Here is a 23,809-nt window from a genome sequence, read left to right as displayed (position 1 = left end):
GGGTTACTTCCCGAGGGGGGCTCCACGCGCGCGTGGAGCCCCCCTTCCTGAGCACGGTTCCGCCCTGAACTTCACCGCAACTCCGCCCGGAACGCCGCCGGCGTCACGTCCGTGTGCTGGTGGAAGAACTTGGAGAAGTTGGCGGCGTCTGGGAAGCCGACGGCGGCGCCCACTCGGCCTATGGGCAGGTCCGTGTGGGCCAGCAGGCGCTTGGCCTCCAGGACCACGCGTTTGTCGATGAAGCCCTTGGGGGTCTGGCCGGTGGCGGCGCGGACCGCGCGGACGAGGGTGCGGCGGGAGTAGCCGAGCGCGTCGGCGTAGGCGGAGACACTGTGATTGGTGACGAAGCCCTTTTCGACCGCGTCCCGGAAGAGGGTGAAGGTGGTGTCGGCCTGCTGCCGCGCCGCCTCCGCGGAGCTCGCCGCGAGATGGGCCAGACGCAGCAGGAACGCGGTCAGCGAGTGGCGCAGCACCGCGGTGTGCAGGCTCAGCGGGAGGGTGCTGGTGTCCTCGTACTCGCGTTGGAGTTGGTTCAGGGCCGTGCGGAGACCGGCCAGCTGCGGTCCGTCGGGGTGGAGCAGCGGCGGCAGGTCGTAGCGGTAGAGGCCGGTGGCCTCCACGGTGGCGCGGGGCAGGAAGCCGGGCTGCATGGTCAGGACGGTGCCGCGGTACTCGCTCGTCCGGGAGAAGCGGTGGACCTGGCCGGGGCGGATCCAGAGGATGTCGCCGGCCGCCGCCTCGTACTCGGCGAAGTCGATCATGTGATGCACGGGGCCTTCGTCGAACAGCATCACCACGTGGAAGTCGATGCGGTGCACGCGGTCCAGCGGGGCGTCGGCATGCCAGATGCGGTCGGCGTCCATCGCGCCGACCTGCATCCCGACGCCGCACACGCTCAGCTCGATCGGGAAAGGGAACGTTCGGATTCCGTCCCCGCTCCCGTCACCGTCTCCGGCTTGGATGGTTGTGTCCGCCATGTCCTACTCGTGCCGCCCCTGTCGCGCCGTCCGTGTCCCACTTTCACCACAGGCTGGCACACGATGACCTTCCCTCTAAAAAGTCAGACTTTTAGATTCGAAGGCGTCCGGATGGTCAGACCCCTTCCCGTGAGGACTTCTTGAAGATGAGCACGCAGACATCAGACCGTCTCGAGTGGACCGAACTCGACCGGCGTGCCGTCGACACCGCCCGCCTTCTGGCGGCCGATGCCGTACAGCAGGTCGGCAACGGCCACCCCGGCACCGCGATGAGCCTGGCCCCGGCCGCGTACACGATCTTTCAGAAGGTGATGCGTCACGATCCCGCCGATCCCGAGTGGACCGGCCGTGACCGCTTCGTCCTCTCCCCCGGCCACACCTCGCTCACCCTCTACACCCAGCTCTTCCTCGCCGGGTACGAGCTGGAGCTCGACGACCTGAAGGCGTTCAGGACCCATGGTTCGAAGACGCCGGGTCATCCCGAGTACGGGCACACCGCGGGGGTCGAGACGACCACCGGGCCGCTCGGGCAGGGTGTCGCCAACGCGGTCGGCATGGCGATGGCCGCCCGCTACGAGCGCGGCCTCTTCGACCCGGAGGCCTCCGAGGGCGAGTCCCCCTTCGACCACACCATCTGGGCGATCGTCTCCGACGGTGACCTGGAGGAGGGCATCTCCGCCGAGGCCTCCTCCCTCGCGGGCCACCAGCAGCTCGGCAACCTGGTCTTCCTCTACGACGACAACCACATCTCCATCGAGGGCGACACCGCGACGGCCTTCTCGGAGGACGTCCTGAAGCGGTACGAGGCCTATGGCTGGCATGTGCGGCGCATCGAGCCCGCCGAGAGCGGCGACATCGATGTCCACGCGCTCTACGCGGCGCTCAGGGCGGCGCAGGCCGAGACCGGGCGCCCCTCGATCATCGCGATGCGCACGATCATCGCCTGGCCGGCCCCGAACGCCCGGAACACCGAGGCCGCGCACGGCTCGGCGCTCGGCGAGGACGAGGTCGCGGCCACCAAGCGCGCCCTCGGTTTCGACCCGGAGAAGTCCTTCGAGGTCTCCGACGACGTCCTCGCCCACACCCGCACCGCCCTCGACCGGGGTGCCGAGACGCACGCCGCCTGGGACAAGCGGATCGCCGAATGGCGCACCGCCTCGCCCGAGCGCGCACAGCTCTTCGACCGGGTCGTCGCCGGTCAGCTGCCCGAGGGCTGGGAGTCCGCACTCCCCGCCTTCGAGGAGGGCAAGTCCCTCGCCACCCGCGCCGCCTCCGGCAAGATCCTCCAGGCGCTCGGCCCCGTGCTCCCCGAGCTGTGGGGCGGCTCCGCCGACCTGGCCGGTTCGAACAACACCACCATCGACAAGACCTCGTCCTTCCTGCCGAAGGGCAACCCGCTGCCGGAGGCCGACCCCTACGGCCGTACGGTCCACTTCGGCATCCGCGAGCACTCCATGGCCGCGGAGATGAACGGCATCGCCCTGCATGGCAACACCCGTATCTACGGCGGCACCTTCCTGGTGTTCTCCGACTACATGCGCAACGCCGTCCGGCTCGCCGCGCTGATGCAGCTGCCGGTGACGTACATCTGGACGCACGACTCCATCGGCCTCGGCGAGGACGGCCCCACCCACCAGCCCGTCGAGCACCTGGCCTCGCTGCGCGCCATCCCCGGCCTGAACATCGTCCGGCCCGCCGACGCCAACGAAACCGCCGTCGCCTGGGCCGAGATCCTCCGGCGGCACGCCACCGACCCGGCCCCGCACGGCCTCGCCCTGACCCGTCAGGGTGTGCCGACGTACGCGCGCAACGAGGACGCGGCCAAGGGCGGTTACGTCCTCCGGGACGCCACCACCGACACCCCGGACGTGGTCCTCATCGCCACCGGCTCCGAGGTCCAGCTCGCCGTGGCCGCGCGCGAGCGGCTGGAGGCCGAGGGAGTGGGCACCCGGGTGGTGTCGATGCCGTCCGTGGAGTGGTTCGAGGAGCAGCCGCGCGAGTACCGCGAGAGCGTCCTTCCGCCGTCCGTGCGGGCCCGCGTCGCGATCGAGGCCGGAATCGGTCTGACCTGGTACCGGTTCGTGGGTGACGCGGGACGCATCGTCTCCCTCGAGCACTTCGGGGCCTCCGCCGACGCCAAGACCCTGTTCGCCGAGTACGGCTTCACCGCCGAGAACGTCGCCGCCGCGGCCCGGGCCTCCCTCGCCGCCGCGCGCGCCTGATCCGATCGCCAGAAGATCGTCATAAAGACCGCCAGAAAGAAGATGACACTGTGACCATCGAAGCGACCGCCACCGCGGAAGCCCTCCAGCGCCTGTCCGACGAGGGCGTCTCCATCTGGCTGGACGACCTGTCGCGGGGGCGGATCACCTCCGGCAACCTCGCCGAGCTCATCGCGACCAAGCACGTCGTCGGCGTCACCACCAACCCGTCGATCTTCCAGGCCGCCATCGGCTCCGGCGCGGGTTACGAGGAGCAGCTCGCCGACCTCGCCGTGCGCGGCGTCACGGTCGACGAAGCCGTGCGGATGATGACCACCGCGGACGTCCGCGCCGCCGCCGACGTCCTCAGGCCGGTGTACGACGCGACCGGCGGCCGGGACGGCCGGGTCTCCATCGAGGTCGACCCGCGTCTGGCGCACCACACCAAGGCGACGATCGCCGAGGCCAAGCAGCTGGCCTGGCTCGTCGACCGTCCCAACGTGATGATCAAGATTCCGGCGACGAAGGCCGGGCTCCCGGCGATCACCGAGGTCATCGGTCTCGGCATCAGCGTCAACGTCACGCTGATCTTCTCGCTGGAGCGCTATCGCGAGGTCATGGACGCCTACCTGGCGGGCCTGGAGAAGGCTGCCGAAAGCGGCCTCGACCTCTCCGCCATCCACTCCGTGGCCTCCTTCTTCGTCTCCCGCGTCGACAGCGAGATCGACAAGCGGCTGACGGTGCTGGGCACGGACGAGGCCCTCGCCCTCAAGGGCAGGGCGGCGCTGGCCAACGCGCGGCTCGCCTACGAGGCGTACGAGGACATCTTCGGCGGCGCCCGCTGGACCGCGCTCGCCGGCGCCCGCGCCAACAAGCAGCGCCCGCTGTGGGCCTCGACCGGTGTGAAGGACCCGGCCTACAAGGACACGCTGTACGTCGACGAGCTGGTCGCCCCCGGCACCGTCAACACCATGCCGGAGGCCACCCTCGACGCCACCGGCGACCACGGCCAGATCACCGGCGACACGGTGAGCGGCGGCTACGCGCAGGCCCGCGCCGATCTGGCCGCCGTGGAGTCCCTCGGGATCTCCTACGACGAGGTCGTCAAGCAGCTGGAGGACGAGGGCGTCGCCAAGTTCGAGGTGTCCTGGCAGGACCTGCTGGACGCCGTGGCGAAGTCCCTGGGCAGCAAGGGCGGCGACGCGGAATGACCGAGTGGACCAACCCGCTCCAGGACGCCCGCGACCGCCGGCTCCCCCGCATCGCGGGCCCGTCCGGACTCGTCATCTTCGGCGTCACAGGCGACCTCTCCCGCAAGAAGCTGATGCCGGCGGTCTACGACCTCGCCAACCGTGGCATGCTCCCGCCGGGCTTCTCCCTCGTCGGATTCGCCCGGCGCGACTGGGAGGACCAGGACTTCGCGCAGGTGGTGCACGACTCGGTGCGCGAACACGCTCGCACGCCGTTCCGCGAGGAGGTCTGGCAGCAGCTCGCCGAGGGAATGCGGTTCATCCCCGGCGCCTTCGACGACGACCAGGCGTTCAAGCAACTGCGCACGGCCGTCGACGAGCTGGACGCCTCCCGGGGCACCAGCGGCAACTACGCGTTCTACCTCTCCGTACCGCCGAAGTTCTTCCCGAAGGTCGTCCAGCAGCTGAAGAAGCACGGCCTGGCGGACGCACCGGAGGGCTCCTGGCGGCGCGCGGTGATCGAGAAGCCGTTCGGCCACGACCTCACCAGCGCCCGTGAGCTGAACGCGCTCGTGCACGACGTGTTCGAGCCGGACCAGGTCTTCCGCATCGACCACTACCTCGGCAAGGAGACCGTCCAGAACATCCTGGCGCTCCGCTTCGCCAACCAGATGTACGAGCCGATCTGGAACCGGTCGTACGTCGACCACATCCAGATCACCATGGCCGAGGACATCGGCATCGGCGGCCGCGCCGGCTACTACGACGGCATCGGCGCCGCCCGTGACGTCATCCAGAACCACCTCCTTCAGCTGATGGCGCTCACCGCGATGGAGGAACCCATCGCCTTCGACGCGGAGTCGCTGCTCACCGAGAAGCTGAAGGTCCTCAAATCCGTGCGGCTCCCGGAGAACCTCGGCGAGCACACCGTCCGCGCCCAGTACGCGGAAGGCTGGCAGGGCGGCGCGAAGGTGCCCGGGTACCTCCAGGAGGACGGCATCGACCGGCGGTCGACGACCGACACCTACGCGGCCGTCAAGCTGGAGGTCGACAACCGGCGCTGGGCCGGCATCCCCTTCTATCTGCGCACCGGCAAGCGTCTTGGCCGCCGCGTCACCGAGATCGCGGTCGTCTTCAAGCGGGCACCCCACTCCCCGTTCGACTCGACCGCCACCGAGGAACTCGGCCAGAACGCGATCGTCATCCGCGTCCAGCCGGACGAGGGCATGACGGTCCGGTTCGGTTCGAAGGTGCCGGGCACCTCGATGGAGATCCGGGACGTCTCGATGGACTTCGCGTACGGCGAGTCCTTCACGGAGTCCAGCCCGGAGGCGTACGAGCGGCTCATCCTGGACGTCCTGCTGGGTGACGCCAACCTGTTCCCCCGTCACCAGGAAGTGGAAGAGTCCTGGAAGATCCTCGACCCGATCGAGGAGTACTGGGCGAGCCACGGCAAGCCCGCGCAGTACCCCTCGGGCAGCTGGGGACCCGAGGAAGCCGACGAGATGCTCGCACGAGACGGACGGAGCTGGCGCAGGCCATGAAGATCGACCTGACCGACACCACGGCAAGCAAGATCAACAAGGCGCTGGTGCAGGGCCGCCGCGCCATCGGCACCCCCGCAGTGGGCATGGTCCTGACGATGGTCATCGTCACGGACGAGGAGAACGCCTACGACTCGATCAAGGCGGCCGAGGAGGCCTCGCACGAGCACCCCTCGCGCACCCTGGTCGTCATCAAGCGGCACGCCCGCACCCCGCGCGACCGCACCAACTCCCACCTCGACGCCGAGGTCCGGGTGGGCGCCGACGCGGGCACCGGCGAGACGGTCATCCTGCGGACCTACGGCGAGGTGTCCGACCACGCCGACTCCGTGGTGCTGCCGCTGCTGCTCCCGGACGCACCGGTCGTGGTGTGGTGGCCGGCGGAGGCGCCCGCGAACCCGGCGAAGGACCCGCTCGGCGCGCTGGCCCAGCGCCGGATCACCGACCTGTACGCCGTGGAGAACCCGATCCAGGTCCTCGAGACCCGGATCCGCTCCTACGCGCCCGGCGACACCGACCTCGCCTGGACCCGGCTGACCCCGTGGCGCTCGATGCTCGCGGCGGCCCTGGACCAGGCCCGGGTACAGATCATCTCGGCGGCCGTGGAGGCCGAGGAGGAGAACCCGGCGGCCGAACTGCTGGCCCGCTGGCTGGAGGCCCGCCTCGGTGTCACGGTCGACCGGGTCGTCACCGCCGGTCCGGTCGTCACGGCGGTCCGCCTCGGCACCGCGAACGGCGAGATCGTCATCGACCGCCCCGAGGGCCCGCTGGCCACGCTGTCCCTGCCGGGCCAGCCGTCGCGCACCCTCGCACTGAAGGTCCGCACCACCTCCGAACTCATCGCCGAGGAGCTGCGCCGCCTCGACGCGGACGAGATGTACGCCGTCGCCCTGCGGGGCGAGGGCACCAAGGAGACCGTCTCCCATGTCTGACTTCCCCAAGCCGACCAGGCGGCCCGAGTGGGCCGCTCTGGAGGACCACCGCGCGGAGGCGCTGCAACGCCCGCGGCTGCGTGAGCTGTTCGCGGCGGACGCCGGGCGCGCCGACCGGTACGTCGTACGCGTCGGCGATCTGCGCATCGACTACTCCAAGCATCTGATCACCGACGAGACGCTCGCCCGCCTCCAGGAACTCGCCACTGCCACCGACGTGTTCGGGCTGCGCGACGCCATGTTCCGCGGCGACCGGATCAACATCACCGAGGACCGGGCCGTACTGCACACCGCGCTGCGCGCCCCGCGGGACGCGGTGATCGAGGTCGACGGGGAGAACGTGGTCCCGGGCGTGCACGCCGTCCTCGACAAGATGAGCGCCTTTGCCGAGCGCGTCCGCTCGGGCGAGTGGACCGGCCACACCGGCCGCCAGATCCGCAATGTCGTCAACATCGGCATCGGCGGCTCCGACCTGGGCCCGGCGATGGCGTACGAGGCGCTGCGGCCGTACACCGCACGGGAGTTGACCTTCCGGTTCGTGTCGAACGTCGACGGCGCCGACCTGCACGAGGCCGTGCGGGACCTGGATCCGGCGGAGACGCTGTTCATCGTCGCGTCCAAGACGTTCACCACGATCGAGACGATCACCAACGCCACATCGGCGCGGTCCTGGCTGCTCGCCGGGCTCGGCGGTGAGGAGAAGGCGGTCGCGAAGCACTTCGTCGCGCTGTCGACGAACTCCGAGAAGGTGTCGGACTTCGGCATCGACACGGCCAACATGTTCGAGTTCTGGGACTGGGTCGGCGGCCGCTACTCGTTCGACTCGGCGATCGGGCTCTCCCTGATGATCGCCATCGGCCCGGACCGCTTCCGGGAGATGCTCGACGGCTTCCGCATCGTCGACGAGCACTTCAGGAGCGCGCCCGCCGAGGCCAACGCCCCGCTGATCATGGGCCTGTTGGGTGTCTGGTACGGCAACTTCTTCGCGGCCGAGTCGCACGCGGTGCTGCCGTACAGCCACTACCTCTCCAAGTTCACGGCCTACTTGCAGCAGCTCGACATGGAGTCCAACGGCAAGTCGGTCGACCGGGACGGGCACACCGTGGGCTGGACCACCGGTCCGGTGGTGTGGGGCACGCCCGGCACCAACGGGCAGCACGCCTACTACCAGCTGATCCACCAGGGCACCCGGCTCATCCCGGCCGACCTGATCGGCTTCGCCCGGCCGGTCGCCGAGCTGAGCGACGAACTGGGGGCCCAGCACGACCTGTTGATGGCCAACCTGTTCGCACAAGGGCAGGCGCTCGCCTTCGGCAAGACGCCGGACGAGGTGCGTGCCGAGGGGGTGCCCGAGGAGCTGGTGGCGCACAAGACGTTTCTGGGCAACCACCCCACCACCACGATCCTCGCCCCCGAGCTGACCCCCTCGGTCCTCGGCCAGCTGGTGGCGCTGTACGAGCACAAGGTGTTCGTCCAGGGCGCGATCTGGCACATCGACTCCTTCGACCAGTGGGGCGTCGAGCTGGGCAAGGTCCTCGCCAAGCGGGTCGAACCCGCGCTGACCGAAGGTACGGACGTGCCCGGTCTCGATCCGTCCACCGCCGCCCTCGTGGCTGCTTACCGCGAACTCAGGAAGTGAAGAACATGCAGCTCGGACTCATCGGCCTCGGCAAGATGGGCGGCAACATGCGCGAGCGCATCCGCCGCGCCGGCCACACCGTCGTCGGATACGACCGCAACCCCGAAGTCACCGACGTCAGCAGCCTGACCGAACTGGTCGAGCGGCTCGAAGCGCCGCGCACCATCTGGGTGATGGTCCCGGCCGGCGCCGCCACCCAGTCCGTCGTCGACGAGCTCGGCGGCCTGCTGTCCCCCGGTGACACCGTCGTCGACGGCGGCAACTCCCGCTGGACCGACGACGAGAAGCACGCGGAGGAACTCGGCGCCAAGGGCATCGGCTTCGTCGACGCCGGTGTCTCCGGGGGTGTGTGGGGTCTCGAGAACGGCTACGCCCTGATGGTCGGCGGCGACAAGGAGCATGTGGACCGCCTCCAGCCCATCTTCGAGGCGCTCAAGCCGGAAGGCCCGTACGGCTATGTCCACGCCGGCAAGGTCGGCGCGGGCCACTTCTCGAAGATGGTCCACAACGGCATCGAGTACGCCATGATGCAGGCCTACGCCGAGGGCTGGGAGCTGCTGGAGAAGGTCGACTCGGTGGACAGCGTCCGCGAGGTCTTCCGCTCCTGGCAGGACGGCACCGTCATCCGCTCCTGGCTGCTCGACCTGGCGGTCAACGCCCTCGACCAGGACGAGCACCTGGAGAAGTTGCGCGGCTTCGCGGAGGACTCCGGCGAGGGCCGCTGGACCGTCGAGGCGGCCATCGACAACTCGGTGCCGCTGCCCGCCATCACCGCCTCCCTCTTCACCCGGTTCGCGTCCCGTCAGGACGACTCGCCGCAGATGAAGATGATCGCGGCGCTGCGCAACCAGTTCGGCGGTCACGCCGTCGAGTCCAAGGAGTAGCCGGCCGTGGGAGATCTCCTGCTGGTCCGCCACGGTGAGACGGAGTGGAGCGTGTCGGGCCAGCACACCAGCTGGACCGACCTGCCCCTCACCCAGCACGGCGAGGAACAGGCCAAGTCCCTCGCTCCGCTCCTGACGGGCCGGACCTTCGCCCTCGCGCTGTCCAGCCCGCTGGGCCGCGCGATGCGCACCGCCGAACTGGCGGGCCTGTCCGGGGTCGTGACCGACCCCGACCTGCACGAGTGGGACTACGGCGCCTACGAGGGCGTGACCACCGTGGAGATACACCGCACCCGTCCCGACTGGTACCTGTGGACGGACGGCGTACCACCGGGGGCCGAGGGGCATCCCGGCGAGTCACCGGCCGAGGTGGGGCGACGCGCCGACCACGTGCTGTCCCGCGTGGACGGCGCCCTCGCGGACGGTGACGTGATCCTCGTCGCCCACTCCCACTTCCTGCGCGTGCTGACGGCACGGCGGCTGGGGCTGTCGCCCGCGGAGGGACGGCTGTTCCAGCTCGCGACGGGCACGGTGAGCCGACTGTCCCTGGAACACGGGCGCCCCGTGATCGCGGAGTGGAACACCCGGCCGTAGGCGGCGTGTTGACACCTGTGGTTCGGCCCCGTCAGAGTCTCCGACGATGGAGATCAACAATCTGACGGCGGCCGAACTGCGCGTGTGGCAGGCGTTTCCACGCGGCGAACTCGTGGACTTCCGCACCGATGAGGACGAGGACGCCGCCGCTGGAACCGACTGGGGCCCCGAACGGACGCTGCGTGCCTCGGTGTTGAAGGCGCTGCTGATCAGTGGGCCCCAGGAGGACGGCGAGATCGCCGCTCTCCGGGTGACGGGCGCCCGGATCACCGGAGCCCTGGACCTCACGCACGCCGTCGTCGACCATCCGATCCGGCTGAGCCGCTGTCACTTCTCCGACCCGCCCGACCTCTACGGCTCCCAGCTGCGCCGGCTCAGTCTGCGCGGCTCCGTACTCCCCGCCCTGGACCTCGGCAGCGCACGGGTCGACGGCGTCGTGCAACTGTCGGAGTGCCGGTTGTCCGGGCGGCTCCAGCTGACGGGGGCGCAGATATCCGGGGCTCTGTCCCTGGCACGCGCCGAACTCATCGCGCCGGACGACGCGGGGCCCGTGCTCAAGCTCAACCGGGCAGTGGTGGGCGACGGCGTGTTCGCCCCGCAGCTGCGCGCCGAGGGCGCGTTGCAGCTCAACGGTGCCACCGTCAACGGATCCTTCGATCTCACCGGCGCCCGCCTCAGCTACCCCGGCGAGGCGGCGGCCCTCGACGCACAGATGCTCAGCGTGACGGGCGACGTCGGGTTGCGGAACGCGCACGTGGACGGCTGGATCGGCCTGCGCGGCGCCCGGATCACCGGCCGCCTGGACCTGTCGTACGCACGTCTGTCGAATCCGGGCGATGCCACGCTGCGGGCGAGCAGCTGCACCATAGGGGAGCTGTGGCTGCGCAAGGGCCCGCCCCCGGAAGGCACCCTGAATCTGCGTCGCGCCCAGATCGACGTCCTGTTCCTGGAACCGGAGGTGGTCCCGGACCGGCTCCGTCTCGACAACCTCGCCTATACGGCCCTCACTCCGCACGAGCCCGCCGAGCGCCGTCTGCCGATGCTGGAGCGGGACGTCGAGGGCTATGTCCCCTACGCCTACGAGCAGTTGACCGCCGCCTACCGCCGCATCGGCGACGACCCCGCGGCCCGGCTCGTCCAGCTCGCCAAGCAGCGCCGCCACCGCGCCACGCTCGCCTGGTACGGCCGCCTGTGGGGCCATGTCCAGGACGCCACGGTCGGTTACGGCTTCCGCCCCTTGCGCGCCTTGGGTTGGCTGCTGTCCCTGCTGGCCATCGGCTCGATCGCGTACGCCCTGCACCACCCGCCCCCGCTCAAGCCGTCCGAGGCCCCGCCCTTCAACCCGGTGTTCTACACGCTCGACCTGCTCCTGCCGGTGATCTCCTTCGGGCAGGAGAGCGCCTTCGCCCCGAAGGGCGGATACCAGTGGCTGTCCTACGTCCTCATCATCACCGGCTGGATCCTCGCCACGACGGTCGTCACCGGCGTGACCAGGACCGTCAGCCGCCAATGAGTCACGTCACCGCGTGCTGCGCGGCCAGCCGCACCGGCGCGTTCTGGGCACCGTAGCCCCGGTAGCCGCCGTCCCGCTGGACCAGTTCGAAGAAGACGCGCCCCACCGTCAGCGTGTAGCAGTGGCGGAACTCGCCGCCCGAGTCCCGGTCGTAGAGGATGCCGAGCTCGCGGTACGTCTCCAGTTCCCCGTCCGCGAACTCGTAGCGGGCCGCCAGGTCGTCGTAGTAGTTGGCCGGGATCGGCAGCAGACGGCCGCCGGCCCGGCGGAAGCGGCGGGCCGCGGCCACCACGTCGTCGGTGGCGAGCGCGATGTGCTGGGCCCGGGCGGTGTCGTCGTTCGGCGCCGCGCCGACGGTGAGCGCGATCCGCACGCTGCCGTCCGCGTTGGTCACCGCGCGGCTGCGCAGCAGGCCGTACGGGTCGGCCACGTCGACGCTCTCCTGGGCGTGCAGACCGAGCACGCTGCGGTGGAAGAGGGCCGCCTCGTCGAAGTGGTGCCAGGGCTGAGTGAGGGCGAGATGGTCGATGCGGTGGACACCGGCGGCGCCCGGCGCATCTGCGAGGTCCTCGAAGTCGCCCCGCCAGTCGGGGAGTTCGGGCCCGATGCCGGACGCGCAGAAGAAGAGTTCCGTGCCGTCGGGGGCGGCGACGGCGTCGAGCGGGGCGTCCTCCAGGGCCCGGCGGCGCGGCAGCACGGGCGCCAGCAGGGCCTCGGCACGACGGGCGGCGCCCACCGGGTCCGGTGACTCCAGGCCGATCGCGGCGAGTCCGGTGCCGTCGCGGCGTGCGGCCGGGCCGGTGTTGACCAGGACACGTGCCTCGCCCTGCTGCCAGAGGTCGACGGGTTTGCTGCGGTGCCGTGCGGTGCGGGTGAAACCCAGCGCGCCGAGCGCCGCCGAGACGGGTTCGGCGTCGGGCGTGACCAGTTCGGCGAAGGCGACGCCCGTGGGGACGACGGGAGCGGGAGGGGTCGCCAGACCCGCGGTCTCCTGAAGGACCAGGAGGGAGCGGTGGGCGTCCACGGCGGTGGGTCCCGCCTCGGCCTGGCGGAAGACGTCGTTGAAGACTTCGAGGGAGAGCGGGCCGTCGTAGCCGGCGCGGATCACGTGCTGGAGGAGGCCGGCGACGTCGAAGCCGCCCTGGCCCGGGAAGCAGCGGTAGTGGCGGCTCCACTGGAGGACGTCCATCGCGAGCAGCGGGGCGTCGGCCAGCTGAAGGAAGAAGATCTTCTCGCCGGGGATGTCCTCGATGCCTTTGGGGTCGGAGCCCCGGGAGAGAATGTGGAAGCTGTCCAGGCAGGTGCCCAGCGCGGGGTGGTCGGCGGCCTGGACAATGCGCCAGGCGTGGTCGTACGTACTGACGTGCCGTCCCCACGCCAGCGCCTCGTACGCCACCCGAATGCCGAACTCCTGAGCCAGCTCGGCCAGTTGACGCAGCTGGAAGGCGGCAAGCGCGTCGTCGTCCTCGGCGAGCGGGGAGACGCTGGAGCAGACGAGAACGGTGCCGGCACCAAGCCTGCGCATCACCTCGAACTTGCGCCGGGCCCGCCGCAGATTACGGCCGAACTCATCCTGCGGCACGGCCTCGATGTCCCGCATCGGCTGGTAAAGGTCAACGGTGAGACCGAGGTCGACACAGCGGCTGCGGATCTCCTCGGGAGTGCGGGGACTCGCGAGCAAGTCGTTCTCGAAGATCTCGACCCCGTCGAACCCGGCCCGCGAGGCAGCCGTGAGCTTCTCGGTCAGGGAGCCACTGAGGGAGACGGTGGCGATGGACGTACGCATGATCGGTACTCCTTCAAGACGCGGTACAACAGCGCCCCGTCAGGGGCGCGGGGAACTGCGCGACAAGCCACAGACGACCGTCAGCCGTCACACCGCCTTGCCCGCAGGGCTCTGCGCACCACCGGCCAACTCCGCAATGTCCGCCAGCATTCGCGCACTGTCGGGCTCCTTCCCGGTGAACAACCGGAACGCGTCCACGGCCTGGAAGACAGCCATTCCACCTCCGTCCAAGACGGCGCAGCCGACCTCGCGGGCGGCGCGCACCAGCTCGGTCTCCAGCGGCCGATAGACGACCTCGGCAATCCACAGCTCGGCCCGCAGCAGCTCCGCAGGAAACGGCAATCCGGGGTGCGCCGCCATACCCATCGGCGTGGCGTGCACGACGCCGTCGGCGTGGGCAAGCCGCTCCGCCAGCCGGTCCGGGGTCGCGAAGGCCGCCCGCCCCTCCCCGAAGTGCCGGTTCAGGTCACCGGCGAGACCAGCGGCGCGGCCCGGCAACGCATCCACGACGGTGACCCGCCCCGCTCCGAGCGTGAGCGTGGCATGGGCGACGGCCGCCCCCGCCCCGCCCGCGCCCACCTGCACCACCCGCTCCAGCGGCACATCCGGCAGCCCGCGCGCGAAGGACGCGGCGAAGCCGGTGACGTCGGTGTTGTGGCCGGTCGCGCGGCCGTCCTCGAAGACGACGGTGTTGACCGCGCCGAGCGCCTCGGCCTGCGGGGCGAGCGCGTCGAGGTGCTCGATGACCAGCTGCTTGCACGGGTGCGTGATGTTCAGCCCGTCGAAACCCAGGTCACGGGCGGCCCGTACCAGGTCGCCCACGGCCTGGGGTCCGACGCCGAGCGCGTCGATGTCGATGAGCCGGTACAGATAGCGCAGACCCTGGCGGTCGGCCTCCCGCTCGTGCAGGGCCGGGCTGAGCGACGGGCCGATGCCCGAGCCGATCAGTCCGACGAGATACGAGTCCTTGGCCACGGCGGACCTCCTGAGCGGCTCACTAATGTACGAACTAGTACGTTAGCAATATCAGCAGCCGGTGGCCAGGGGAAGACCCGACCGGGAACCCGGAACCAGGCACGGATGCCTGCTTCTAGAATCACCGGCACTGGACCGCCTGCCCTAAGGAACCCGGATGACCAGCGTCGACGAACCGGCACGCAACAACGGGCGCATCCGTGACGCCGCCCGGACCCGGGCCGAGATCCTCGACGTGGCGACGCAGGAGTTCGCCCGGGCCGGCTACGACGGCGCCCGGGTCGACGAGATCGCCGCCCGGACCCGCACCACGAAGCGGATGATCTACTACTACTTCGGCGGCAAGGAGCAGCTGTTCACGGCCGTGCTGGAGCGGGCGTACGGCGTGATCCGCGAGGCCGAGCAGGAGTTGGACGTCGAGCATCTCGACCCGGTCGCGGCCATCCGGCAGCTGGCGGAGGTGACGTTCGACCACCACGAGGCGCACCCCGACTTCATCCGCCTGGTCAGTATCGAGAACATCCACGGCGCGGAGCACATCGCCGGCTCCGAGAAGCTCGGCAGGATCGGCTCACCGGCGCTGGACGTGATCCGCCGGATCCTGGAGTCGGGCCAGAAGTCGGGCCTGTTCACCGCCGACGTCGACGCCGTCGACCTGCACGCGATGATCAGCTCCTTCTGCTTCTTCCGGGTGTCCAACCGGGCCACCTTCGGCGCCCTGTTCGGCCGGGACCTGGTGGACCCCGCGCAGCGCGAGCACTACCGGACCATGCTCGGCGACATGGTGATCGCCTACCTGACGGCGGACCGGGCGAGCGACTGACGCCGCTCGGCACAACCTCTTGACAGCGGGGAAACGCGCGCGCAACATCCCTACCCACCGAGACTAACTATCCAGTGGGTTAATTAGCCGCTGATCCGGCCCTTCTCCCCTCCGCTCACTCCCCCTAACGTGGAGTTCCCTCAAAGGAGCCGCCGTGTCCGTCCCCGTCCCATCCGCCCCGCCAGGGCAGCCGAAGAAAGCCGCGACCGCGGCCTGGATAGGCAGCGCCCTGGAGTACTACGACTTCTTCATCTACGGATCCGCCGCCGCGCTGATCTTCCCCAAGGTCTTCTTCGACGAGTCGGACCCGGCCACCGCGACCCTGCTGTCGCTGGCCACCTTCGGTGTGGCGTACGCGGCCCGGCCGGTCGGCGCGCTGTTCCTCGGGCACTTCGGCGACCGGGTCGGCCGTAAGAAGATCATGGTCTTCACGCTGATCCTGATGGGTGTGTCGACGTTCCTGATCGGCTGTCTCCCCACCTACGCCCAGGTCGGCACACTCGCTCCGGTGCTGCTGGTGCTGTGCCGGGTGCTCCAGGGCATCTCGGCGGCGGGCGAGCAGGCCAGCGCCAACTCCATGACGCTGGAACACGCGCCTCCGAACCGGCGCGGCTTCTTCACCAGCTTCACCCTCGGCGGCACCCAGGGCGGGCAGCTGCTGGCCACGCTGGTCTTCATCCCGATCGCCGCGCTCCCCGAGGAGCAGCTGCTGGCCTGGGGCTGGCGGGTCCCGTTCTGGATGAGCATCGCGGTCGCGGTCGTCGGCTACGTCATCCGCCGCAAGCTGGAGGAGACGCCGGCCTTCGCCCAGCAGGCGGCCACCGAGGGCGTCGTGAAGCTGCCCCTGGTGGTGCTGTTGCGCGAGCACTGGGCGGATGTGCTGCGGGTGATCGCGGGTGCGCTGATCGCCTCGGTCAGCACGATCTTCACGGTCTGGGCGCTGGCGTACGCGACCAGCGACGCGGTCGGCATGTCCCGGTCGTCCATGCTGTGGGTGGGCGCGCTCGCGAACCTCGTCGCACTCGCCGCGATCCCGCTGTGGGCCACACTGTCCGACCGCATCGGTCGCCGCCCGGTGTATCTGATCGGTGCCGCCGGCAGCGCGGTGATGATGTTCCTGTACCTGTGGTCGATCTCGACGGGCTCCTACCCGCTGACCCTGCTGCTGGGCATCGTCACCTTCGGTGTCGTCTACAGCGCAGCGAACGGTGTGTGGCCGTCCTTCTACGGCGAGATGTTCACGACCCGGGTCCGGCTGTCCGGGATGGCGATCGGCACGCAGATCGGCTTCGCCGTGGCCGGTTTCGCGGTCACCTTCGCCGCGCAGATCGCAGGACCGGACGGCAGCGACTGGTCCTCGGTGGCGCTGTTCACGGCGGCCCTGTGCGTACCGCCGGTCATCGCCGTCCTCTCGGCCCGCGAGACCCACAAGGTGCCGACGGAACAGCTCGGCGAGCGGTCGCCCGCCGGGGCGGACCGGCGGGAGACGGTGACGGCCTGAGCTGCCCGCCGCATCAGGTCCCCGGAGCGCGACGACGGCTCCGGGGGCCCGTGCGTCAGCCGGACACCAGCAGTTCCGTCCACGTCCGTGCCACCCGGTCCAGCGAGAAGGCCTCGCGCACCTGCCCCCGGGCCACCTCCCCGGCGGACAGCCAGTCCTCCTGCTCCCCGAGCCCGGCGATCGCGTCCGCCATAGCCTCCGGGCTGTCGTGGATCCACCGTCCGTCGTAGATCTGGTCCGCTCCCGGCCACGGCAGCAGCGCGGGTACGGCGCCGGAGGCCATGCCCTCGGCCGGGGAGAGGTGGAAGCTCTCGTCGTCGCTGGTGGACAGGACATGTCCGATCCGGCGCAGCCAGTTCGCCACGTCCGGCCCGAACCCGTCGAAGACGACGGCCCCTTCGAGCAGCGGCGAGGTCTGCATACGGCGCAGGATCGCGTCGTAGTGCGTACGCTCCTCGGGCTTGTTCCAGATCCACCAGTACTCCCACGGCGGCTTGGACTTGACCGAGAGGTGCCAGCGCCGGTCGCGGGCGCGCAGTGCTTCGAGGACGTCGAGGCCGAGGTCGAGCCGTTTGCGGCTGGGCGCGATGCCGATCATGCCGAGGCGGTGGCGGGCGCCGGGCGCCTTGGGCCGGTCGAGCTGATCGACGTCGACCCAGTTCGGGATGGTGGTGATCTTCGACTCGGGCCAGCCGGTGCGCTCCCGGGTGCTGCGGGCGTAGTACGGGCTGACGCAGATCACCCGGTCGACCGCGTCGATGTCGACCTGCCGTGGATACCCGGCGTCGAGTTCGAAGCGGTGCAGCCGTACGACGAGCCTGCTGCCGGGCCGCTTGTGGCGGCTGTACCAGACGGCCGCGGGACCGCACCACTCGACGACCACCACATCGGCCCAGTCGGCGAGTTCACGGCTGGCGGCCGCGTCGTGGCGGGCGAGCGCTGGCCAGGCGTCAACCCGTACGTCGAGGCCGGGCAGCGCGCGCAAGTGGTCGAGCAGCCGGGTGAGGAACTTCAGGTCGTGGCCGGCGACGCCGACCCGCAGCGGACGGGGGCGGGTGGCGACGGCGGAGGGCGCGGGCGGGAAGGCACGGTCGAGGTGGGTACGCCAGCGGGCTGCCGCCGCGTCCAGGGTGTAGCGCCGGGCGGCGTCCCCGCACCGGGCGGCCGCCAGATGCCGGGCCTCGGGTTCGCGCACCGCGAGGGCGACGGTGTCCGCCGCGTCCGTGAGTGCCGCGCTGCCGGGCACGAACAGCGGATAGTCGTTACCGAGCAACGCCTCGTGCGCAGGCGTGCGGTTGAGGACGACGGGCAGGCCGAGCGAGCCGAACTCCAGGACTTTGGTGGACAGTTCGAGGCTGGCGTCGAGGACGGGGTCGCGCCAGCCGAGGCCGAGGTCGCAGTCGGCGGCGATGCGCATGGCCTCCTCGCGCGGCCGGCCGCCGTGGTGGTGGACGTCGGGGGTGGTGCGCAGCGCTTCGGCCATGGCGGACTGGAAGTCAGGATGGGCGGGGTCCTGGTGGATCTTGTCGCCGACGGTGTGGAGTTCGGCGCGGATGCCGCGTTCGGTGAGCAGCACCGGCAGCCGGGTCATCGGCAGGGTGTTCCACCGGGGCGCGAACTTGCCGGTGTAGACGAGGCGTACGGGATCGTGCATCCCGTCCCGTTCCGGGATGTCGAACCCCGGATCGGGCACCGCGGGCGGGCTCAGCACGGACCGTCCGCAGGCCTCGGGCACCCAGGCCTCCAGGAAGCAGCGCAACTCCTCGGTCTGGCACAGGAGTTGCCGCGAGGCGGCGGCGATACGCGCGAGGCCGGCGCGGGCCTCCTCGGTCATCTCGGCGGGCGACTGCGGAATGTCGGTGAGGTAGGCCCAGATCCGGCCGTCGAAGGCGCCGTCGGCGACGACCCGCGTGACCAGCCTGCGGCCGCGCAGCACCAGCAGGTCGCAGGGCTCCTCCTCGTCCAGCCGGGCTAGCAGCTGCGAGGCCTGGAAGGGCGACAGGGGGTGCGCGCCCTGTCCGGGCACGAGCTGATCCTCGTACGGACGCACCACCGTCACCCCGGGCAGTCCGGCCAGCGGGTCGGTCAACCGGCCGGTCCGCACGGGTGCCTTGAGGACGAGGCGGGTCCGGCAGCCCGCTCGGGACAGCGCCTGCACCGTCGACTGGGCCCATACGGCGGAGCCGTCGATGAGGTTGAGGTCCACGTCGCCGTAGACGAGCGCCCTCAGGGTGCGGGTCATGACGGCTCCTTCCCACGCACGGCGAACAGGCGGCAACCCGCACGCGACCACGAGTCCGGTGGGATGCCGGCATTCAGCAGCGACCGGCGTACGAGCAGCGGCCGCAGGGTCGGTACGAAGACGTAGTCGTCGGCGGCGGGTGTGTGGCCCACCGCGTCGGCGCCCGAGTACTCCTGGGCGCAGAGCAGGTCGAGCAGCAGGGTGTCCGGGCGGTCCTCGGAGAGATCCGTCCAGTCGGCGACCCAGGGCGCGGTGGGCGGTCCGGTGTGGACGGTGACCGAGGCGGCGGCGAGTTCGTCGAGGGCGAGCCCCGCCGGGTCGGCGACGACCACCTCGGCCGGCCGGTGCAGCTGGCCGAGCGTCTGGGCGACGAGCCGGGCGACATCGGTCCTGTCCCGGGGCGCGGCCAGTACGGCGACCCGGCGTGCGTCCAGTGGGTCGGGGGCGCCGGCCAGCCTGGCGAGCCGGGCCAGCCGTACCCGGGTGCTGTCCTGCTGGAAGGCGTCCCGGAGCCGCTCCCGGCCGTCGGCGACCGGGTCGAGGCGGGAGAGCCGTACGCCGGTGTCCGCGTCGAGGACGGCGTCCCAGGCGAGCCGGGCCAGACCGGGGGCGCCTGCCGCCGGGCCGTCCCGCCACAGCACCGCCGTCCGCCCGAACGCCCTTGCCTGGCCGATCAGTTCGGACAGCCGGCGGTCCAGGTCGGGGGCGAGTCCGGTGCCCGTGAGCGACCAGGGTCCGTCCTGAGCTGTGCACGCGCTCAGCTGGACGACGAAGACGTCCGGGTCGGTGCGTTCGACCAGTAGGCGCCCGTCGTGCGGCAGCACCCGGCTCACCACGGCGTCCGCCGCGAAGTCCTCGGCGGTGCGGTCGGTCAGCACGCCCGTGATCACCAGCCGGTCGCGCGGGGCCACGGAGAGGGCGCGGTAGGTGAGGTAGTGGCGGTCGTCCGCCTGCGCATCCGGCGCCGGTTCGACCGTCGCAGCCTGCGACGTCCGTCCCTTGGCCTTCCGGTGCCGCCAGAGCCCGTACAGCTCCCCCGGCAGCCGCGCCGCCCCCCGCTTCGGCGACCGGGCCGCCGACACGAGCGCCTTCCCCACCCGCAGCGAGGTGGAGCCCTCCAGCATGGCCACGCGTGCCTCCAGCAGGCCGACCCGCTCCTGGGCACTGCGCAGGGTGCCCGCCAGTTGGTCCTTCTCCCGTACGGCGGCGGCGAGTCGCTCGGCGAGTCCGTCCTCGCGGGCCGTCTCCAGGACGCGTGCGGTCTCCTCGGACGTGCGCTCCAGGTCGAGCAGGCGGGCGCGCCGGGAGCGGGAGACGAAGTCGGCGAGCACGTACTCGTCGGCGATGCGCAGGGCCGTGGCGAAACCGTCGGCGGGTACGGGCCGGCCGAACCAGTCGTGGGGCGGCAGGAGTTCCTCGGTGCACGCGAAGACCGCGCCCGCGTGCAGGTGCGCGTACTCGAGCGGGGCGGCGCGCAGCACCTGGCAGCGATGGGCCACCAGACCGTCGAGGAGGTGATAGTAGGGGAGTTCGGGCCCGGGGTGGCCGAAGACGATCAGGCCGCGGCCGCCGGGCCGCATCCGTTCCAGTACGGCGAGACAGTTCGCCTCGTCGCCGTGCAGCGCGGGATCCGGACCGTAGGAGAGAAGCACCAACTCCCCTTCGCCGACGGGCTGTTCGTGGCGGGGACGGAGTTCGACGCCCGGCGGCAGGTGGAGATACGGTTCGAGGCGCAGGCCGCCGGCCGTCGCGTCGACGACGGAGGTGATGCCGTCCAGATGCGGGTGGAGCAGATCGGTCAGGCGCATCAGCGGATCCTCGTGAAGACATGGAAGCCGACCCGGTTCTCGCGAAAGCCGTAGGGCCGGAAGAGGGTGTGGCTCAGGCCGAGCGGCTCGAGTTCCCTGCGGTAGGCGTCGGTGGGCCGGTGCAGGATGTAGTCGCCGCGCGGGGTGGGCTCGTGCGTGTCCTCGTCGGTGACGATCAGCCGGCCGGTGATCCGGACGAGCGAGGCGAGGTTGCGCAGGCCGGCCGACCACTCCGCGTCGTCCAGGACGTGGAAGAGGACGTCCACGCAGAGCACCACGTCGTAGAGCCAGGGGCTGCGCCACTCGTCGAGCGACGCGAGGGCGTAGCGCGGGCCGCCGCCCTCGGCCCGGGCGTGGGAGATGGCCTCGGTGCTGGTGTCGAAGGCGTCCACGCGATGGCCGCAGCGCACCAGGGCGCGGGCGAAGTGCCCTTTGCCGCAGCCCGCGTCCAGCACGAACAGCGGGGCCACCGGGCTGGACAGGTCGCCGATCAAGGTGAGCAGCTCGCCGAGCCGCTGCGCGTAGAAGATCTCGTTGCCGGGCCGGTCGAGGCCGATGTGGCCGCCGGAGGCGAGGTCGTCGCGTTCGCGGTGCCGGGTGTCCCAGTAGGTCCGGGTGCCGTCAGTCATGGCGCTCCAGCCACTCGGTGAGCACCCCGGCGATGCGCGGGCCCGCCTTTCCGTCCCACAGCGGCGGCCCTTCGGCGGATGCCGGCGCCTGTCCGTCCAGGACCTTGCGCAGGGCGGGCACCAGTTCGCCGTGCCGGACCAGGCGGTTGGTGCCGTGGGTGACGGTGACGGGGCGTTCGGTGGTGGTCCGCAGGGTCAGGCACGGGACGCCCAGCACGGTGGTCTCCTCCTGGACCCCGCCCGAGTCGGTGATCACGGCGGCGGCTCCCCGGACCAGGCCCATGAACTCGACGTAGCCGAGGGGTTCGAGGAGGTGGATGCCCGGCGCGTCCGCGAGGCCGGCCGCCCGCAGCGCGGCCCGTCCGCGCGGATGCAGGGGCACGGCGAGGTCCAGATGGGTCGCCGCCTCGGTGAGCGCGCGGGCGGCGGCCGCGGCCGCCTCGGGATCGTCGACGTTGGCCGGCCGGTGCAGCGTGACCACGCCGTAGCGCTCGGGCAGCCCGTGGGCGGTGCGGGCGGCGACCGGGTCGAAGTGGTCCAGATGGGTGAGCAGGGTGTCGATCATCGGGTTGCCGACGAGGTGCACGCGCCCGGGGTCTACGCCCTCACGGGCGAGATGGCCGACGGCCTCGGGGCTGGTGGCGAACAGCAGCTCGGCCAGCTGGTCGACCAGGCGCCGGTTGACCTCCTCCGGCATCGACATGTCGAAGCTGCGCAGGCCCGCCTCGACATGGGCCACCGGAATGCCCAGCTTGGCGGCGACGAGGGCGGCGGCCAGTGTGGAGTTCACGTCCCCGTACACGGTGACGAGGGCCGGTTCGCGGGCGATCAGCTCGCCCTCCAGCGCTACCAGCAGGTCGGCGGTCTGCCGGGCGTGGCTGCCGGAGCCGACGCCGAGGTCGGTGTCCGGGGCGGGCAGGCCCAGCTCCCGGAAGAAGATGTGCGACATCCGTTCGTCGTAGTGCTGACCCGTGTGCACCAGGACCTGGTCGTGTCCGGCCGCACGCAGTGCGGAGACGACCGGCGCGGCCTTCACGAAGTTCGGCCTGGTCCCTACGACATGGAGTACGCGGCCGTTCATGTCGTACGTTCTCCGCTCTGCCGTCCTACCTTGGCGACATGTACCGATATGCCCCCCGTGCACTCAGCTTGGCCGCATCCGTGGCGTGGGGCGAGTTGCGGCATGATCCCGTCCGGGCCGCGCTGCTCGGCGTGCGCCTGCTGCCGGGGCGGGTGCGGCGCGGGCTCGGGCCGGTCGAGGGACGGCTTGCCGCGCGCGCCCGTACGGCCGGGCCGACCGCGGTCCCGTCCGCCGCACGGGTTCCGGCACCGGCCGGGCGGGTGATCCGGCCCGTTCCCGGCCGGGTGCTGCACCTGGTCACCAACGGGGTGCCGTTCAAGCACGCCGGCTACACGGTGCGCACCCAGGCACTGACCGAGGCCCAGCGGGCGGCCGGGCTCGATGCGCACGTGGTGACGCGCATCGGATTTCCGGTGGCGCAGGGCGTACTGGACGCCCGCCCGCTCCAGATCGTGGGCGGGGTGCCGCAGCACCGGCTGCTGCCGCTGCGGCTGCCGTACGGCCAGGGCGCGGTACTGGCGCGCAACGCCGAGCTGGCCGGGCGGCTGGTGGAACGGCTGCGGCCGGCCGTGCTGCACGCGGCGAGCGACCACGGCAACGGGCGGGTGGCACTGGCCCTGCGCGAGACCTACGGGCTGCCGGTGGTGTACGAGGTGCGGGGCTTCCTGGAGGAGACCTGGCTGGCCCGGGCGCCGGGCCGGAGTCCGGACGACGAGACGTATCGCGCGCGGCGCGCCCTGGAGACGCACTGCATGCGCGAGGCCGATCTGGTGCTGACGCTGGGCATGGCGATGAAGGCCGAGATCGTGGCCCGCGGGGTGCCCGAGGAGCGGGTCCTGATCGTGCCCAACGCGGTGGACGAGGCGTTCCTGGCCCCACCGCCGGACGGGACGGAGCTGCGGGCCCGACTCGGCATCGGCGCGGACGAGTTTGTCGTCGGCACCGTCAGCAGCATTACTCCATACGAGGGAATCGGCACCCTGCTCCTTGCGGGGGCCGAGCTGAGGCGGCGCGGTGTCCCGCTGCGGCTGCTGATCGTGGGCGAGGGACCCGAGCGGGCGACGCTCGAGGCGATGGCCGGCCGGCTGGGTCTGGGGGACGGCGTCGCCCTGTTCACCGGCCGGGTGCCGCACGACCAAGTGCGCGCCTATCACGCCGTGTTGGACGTCTTCGCGGTACCGCGCACCGACGACCGGGTCTGCCGGCTGGTCACGCCGCTCAAGCCGGTCGAGGCGATGGCGAGCGGCGTCCCGGTGGCCGCCAGTGATCTCACCGCGCTGCGGGAGCTGGTGAAACCCGAGGTTAACGGACAGTTGATCCCAGCTGAATCGCCGCATTCCTGGGCGGAAGCTCTCGAACTATTGCTTTACAGTCGAAAACGGCGGCATGAATGGGGAGCATCCGCTCGCGCGCTGGTAGCGCGTGACCGCACTTGGAAGAGGGTCGCTGCCACGACCCGCGAGGCGTATCGCGCTCTTGGATGCGTCTGA

The 23,809-nt window shown here is 71.0% G+C and carries 18 protein-coding genes; 11 read left to right on the top strand and 7 right to left on the bottom strand.

What is annotated here, in order from left to right; translation table 11 throughout:
* Positions 1-71: 71 nt before the first annotated feature.
* The gene (locus KCH87_RS21355; RefSeq protein ID WP_210587772.1) at positions 72-977 is read right to left on the bottom strand and encodes an AraC family transcriptional regulator; all 906 of its coding nucleotides are present in this window, start codon (positions 975-977) and stop codon (positions 72-74) included.
* A gap of 146 nt (positions 978-1,123) precedes the next feature.
* On the opposite strand from KCH87_RS21355, the gene tkt reads away from it, so the two are divergent.
* Genes tkt through KCH87_RS21315 form a run of 8 tightly spaced genes read left to right on the top strand, consistent with a single transcriptional unit; the run spans position 1,124 to position 11,474 of the window.
* Positions 1,124-3,199, top strand: coding sequence for a transketolase (tkt, locus tag KCH87_RS21350; RefSeq protein WP_210587771.1), 2,076 nt, complete (start codon positions 1,124-1,126; stop codon positions 3,197-3,199).
* Between the two features lie 50 nt (positions 3,200-3,249).
* Positions 3,250-4,389 (top strand): transaldolase, encoded by a 1,140-nt coding sequence (gene tal / locus KCH87_RS21345; RefSeq protein ID WP_210587770.1) that lies wholly within the window; start codon positions 3,250-3,252, stop codon positions 4,387-4,389.
* Positions 4,386-5,912 carry a glucose-6-phosphate dehydrogenase gene (zwf, locus tag KCH87_RS21340; protein WP_210587769.1) on the top strand — a complete coding sequence of 509 codons (1,527 nt, stop codon included), beginning with the start codon at positions 4,386-4,388 and terminating at the stop codon, positions 5,910-5,912. Before tal ends, zwf begins: the two co-directional genes overlap by 4 nt.
* Positions 5,909-6,844 (top strand): glucose-6-phosphate dehydrogenase assembly protein OpcA, encoded by a 936-nt coding sequence (opcA, locus tag KCH87_RS21335; RefSeq protein ID WP_210587768.1) that lies wholly within the window; start codon positions 5,909-5,911, stop codon positions 6,842-6,844. Before zwf ends, opcA begins: the two co-directional genes overlap by 4 nt.
* Positions 6,837-8,483, top strand: a complete 1,647-nt coding sequence (pgi, locus tag KCH87_RS21330) for a glucose-6-phosphate isomerase (RefSeq protein ID WP_210587767.1) — start codon at positions 6,837-6,839, stop codon at positions 8,481-8,483. Before opcA ends, pgi begins: the two co-directional genes overlap by 8 nt.
* 5 nt (positions 8,484-8,488) lie before the next feature.
* Positions 8,489-9,367: a phosphogluconate dehydrogenase (NAD(+)-dependent, decarboxylating) gene (gene gnd, locus KCH87_RS21325; protein ID WP_247196535.1), complete on the top strand. Its 879-nt coding sequence runs from the start codon at positions 8,489-8,491 to the stop codon at positions 9,365-9,367.
* A gap of 6 nt (positions 9,368-9,373) precedes the next feature.
* The gene (locus tag KCH87_RS21320; RefSeq protein ID WP_210587765.1) at positions 9,374-9,961 is read left to right on the top strand and encodes a histidine phosphatase family protein; all 588 of its coding nucleotides are present in this window, start codon (positions 9,374-9,376) and stop codon (positions 9,959-9,961) included.
* Positions 9,962-10,007: 46 nt separating this feature from the next.
* Positions 10,008-11,474 (top strand): membrane-associated oxidoreductase, encoded by a 1,467-nt coding sequence (locus KCH87_RS21315; protein WP_210587764.1) that lies wholly within the window; start codon positions 10,008-10,010, stop codon positions 11,472-11,474.
* A gap of 1 nt (position 11,475) precedes the next feature.
* On the opposite strand, the gene KCH87_RS21310 is transcribed toward KCH87_RS21315, so the two are convergent.
* Entirely contained in the window at positions 11,476-13,260 is a 1,785-nt protein-coding gene (locus KCH87_RS21310) for a bifunctional sugar phosphate isomerase/epimerase/4-hydroxyphenylpyruvate dioxygenase family protein (protein WP_210587763.1), read from the bottom strand.
* A gap of 87 nt (positions 13,261-13,347) precedes the next feature.
* Entirely contained in the window at positions 13,348-14,235 is an 888-nt protein-coding gene (locus tag KCH87_RS21305; protein ID WP_210587762.1) for a shikimate dehydrogenase, read from the bottom strand.
* A gap of 157 nt (positions 14,236-14,392) precedes the next feature.
* On the opposite strand from KCH87_RS21305, the gene KCH87_RS21300 reads away from it, so the two are divergent.
* Together KCH87_RS21300 and KCH87_RS21295 are read left to right on the top strand one after the other, a co-directional pair.
* The gene (locus tag KCH87_RS21300; protein ID WP_210587761.1) at positions 14,393-15,058 is read left to right on the top strand and encodes a TetR/AcrR family transcriptional regulator; all 666 of its coding nucleotides are present in this window, start codon (positions 14,393-14,395) and stop codon (positions 15,056-15,058) included.
* A gap of 154 nt (positions 15,059-15,212) precedes the next feature.
* Positions 15,213-16,559, top strand: a complete 1,347-nt coding sequence (locus tag KCH87_RS21295) for an MFS transporter (protein ID WP_210587760.1) — start codon at positions 15,213-15,215, stop codon at positions 16,557-16,559.
* A gap of 55 nt (positions 16,560-16,614) precedes the next feature.
* Here the strand turns inward: KCH87_RS21295 and KCH87_RS21290 are convergent, their stop codons facing one another.
* From KCH87_RS21290 to wecB, 4 genes are read right to left on the bottom strand one after another with little or no spacing between them, the layout of a single operon-like run.
* On the bottom strand, positions 16,615-18,801 hold the full coding sequence (locus KCH87_RS21290) for a glycosyltransferase (protein ID WP_210587759.1): 2,187 nt from the start codon (positions 18,799-18,801) through the stop codon (positions 16,615-16,617).
* On the bottom strand, positions 18,798-20,609 hold the full coding sequence (locus KCH87_RS21285) for a hypothetical protein (RefSeq protein ID WP_210587758.1): 1,812 nt from the start codon (positions 20,607-20,609) through the stop codon (positions 18,798-18,800). The genes KCH87_RS21290 and KCH87_RS21285 overlap by 4 nt, the downstream gene beginning before the upstream one ends.
* Positions 20,609-21,238, bottom strand: coding sequence for a bifunctional 2-polyprenyl-6-hydroxyphenol methylase/3-demethylubiquinol 3-O-methyltransferase UbiG (locus tag KCH87_RS21280; protein WP_210587757.1), 630 nt, complete (start codon positions 21,236-21,238; stop codon positions 20,609-20,611). The genes KCH87_RS21285 and KCH87_RS21280 overlap by 1 nt, the downstream gene beginning before the upstream one ends.
* The gene (gene wecB / locus KCH87_RS21275) at positions 21,231-22,319 is read right to left on the bottom strand and encodes a non-hydrolyzing UDP-N-acetylglucosamine 2-epimerase (protein WP_210587756.1); all 1,089 of its coding nucleotides are present in this window, start codon (positions 22,317-22,319) and stop codon (positions 21,231-21,233) included. The genes KCH87_RS21280 and wecB overlap by 8 nt, the downstream gene beginning before the upstream one ends.
* A gap of 38 nt (positions 22,320-22,357) precedes the next feature.
* On the opposite strand from wecB, the gene KCH87_RS21270 reads away from it, so the two are divergent.
* On the top strand, positions 22,358-23,809 hold the full coding sequence (locus KCH87_RS21270; protein WP_247196534.1) for a glycosyltransferase: 1,452 nt from the start codon (positions 22,358-22,360) through the stop codon (positions 23,807-23,809).

This window comes from Streptomyces sp. GESEQ-35, assembly GCF_017948485.1.
Lineage (GTDB): Bacteria > Actinomycetota > Actinomycetes > Streptomycetales > Streptomycetaceae > Streptomyces.
The sequence above is the reverse complement of the archived record's forward strand: the minus strand, read 5'-3'. Positions and strand labels throughout refer to the sequence as shown.

Excerpts from the sequence above, each read along its gene's own strand:
- KCH87_RS21355 (WP_210587772.1), bottom strand. The coding sequence starts at position 977 with ATGGCGGACACAACCATCCAAGCCGGAGACGGTGACGGGAGCGGGGAC.
- tkt (WP_210587771.1), top strand. The coding sequence starts at position 1,124 with ATGAGCACGCAGACATCAGACCGTCTCGAGTGGACCGAACTCGACCGG.
- zwf (WP_210587769.1), top strand. The coding sequence starts at position 4,386 with ATGACCGAGTGGACCAACCCGCTCCAGGACGCCCGCGACCGCCGGCTC.
- opcA (WP_210587768.1), top strand. The coding sequence starts at position 5,909 with ATGAAGATCGACCTGACCGACACCACGGCAAGCAAGATCAACAAGGCG.
- pgi (WP_210587767.1), top strand. The coding sequence starts at position 6,837 with ATGTCTGACTTCCCCAAGCCGACCAGGCGGCCCGAGTGGGCCGCTCTG.
- gnd (WP_247196535.1), top strand. The coding sequence starts at position 8,489 with ATGCAGCTCGGACTCATCGGCCTCGGCAAGATGGGCGGCAACATGCGC.
- KCH87_RS21315 (WP_210587764.1), top strand. The coding sequence starts at position 10,008 with ATGGAGATCAACAATCTGACGGCGGCCGAACTGCGCGTGTGGCAGGCG.
- KCH87_RS21310 (WP_210587763.1), bottom strand. The coding sequence starts at position 13,260 with ATGCGTACGTCCATCGCCACCGTCTCCCTCAGTGGCTCCCTGACCGAG.
- KCH87_RS21300 (WP_210587761.1), top strand. The coding sequence starts at position 14,393 with ATGACCAGCGTCGACGAACCGGCACGCAACAACGGGCGCATCCGTGAC.
- KCH87_RS21290 (WP_210587759.1), bottom strand. The coding sequence starts at position 18,801 with ATGACCCGCACCCTGAGGGCGCTCGTCTACGGCGACGTGGACCTCAAC.
- KCH87_RS21285 (WP_210587758.1), bottom strand. The coding sequence starts at position 20,609 with ATGCGCCTGACCGATCTGCTCCACCCGCATCTGGACGGCATCACCTCC.
- KCH87_RS21280 (WP_210587757.1), bottom strand. The coding sequence starts at position 21,238 with ATGACTGACGGCACCCGGACCTACTGGGACACCCGGCACCGCGAACGC.
- wecB (WP_210587756.1), bottom strand. The coding sequence starts at position 22,319 with ATGAACGGCCGCGTACTCCATGTCGTAGGGACCAGGCCGAACTTCGTG.
- KCH87_RS21270 (WP_247196534.1), top strand. The coding sequence starts at position 22,358 with ATGTACCGATATGCCCCCCGTGCACTCAGCTTGGCCGCATCCGTGGCG.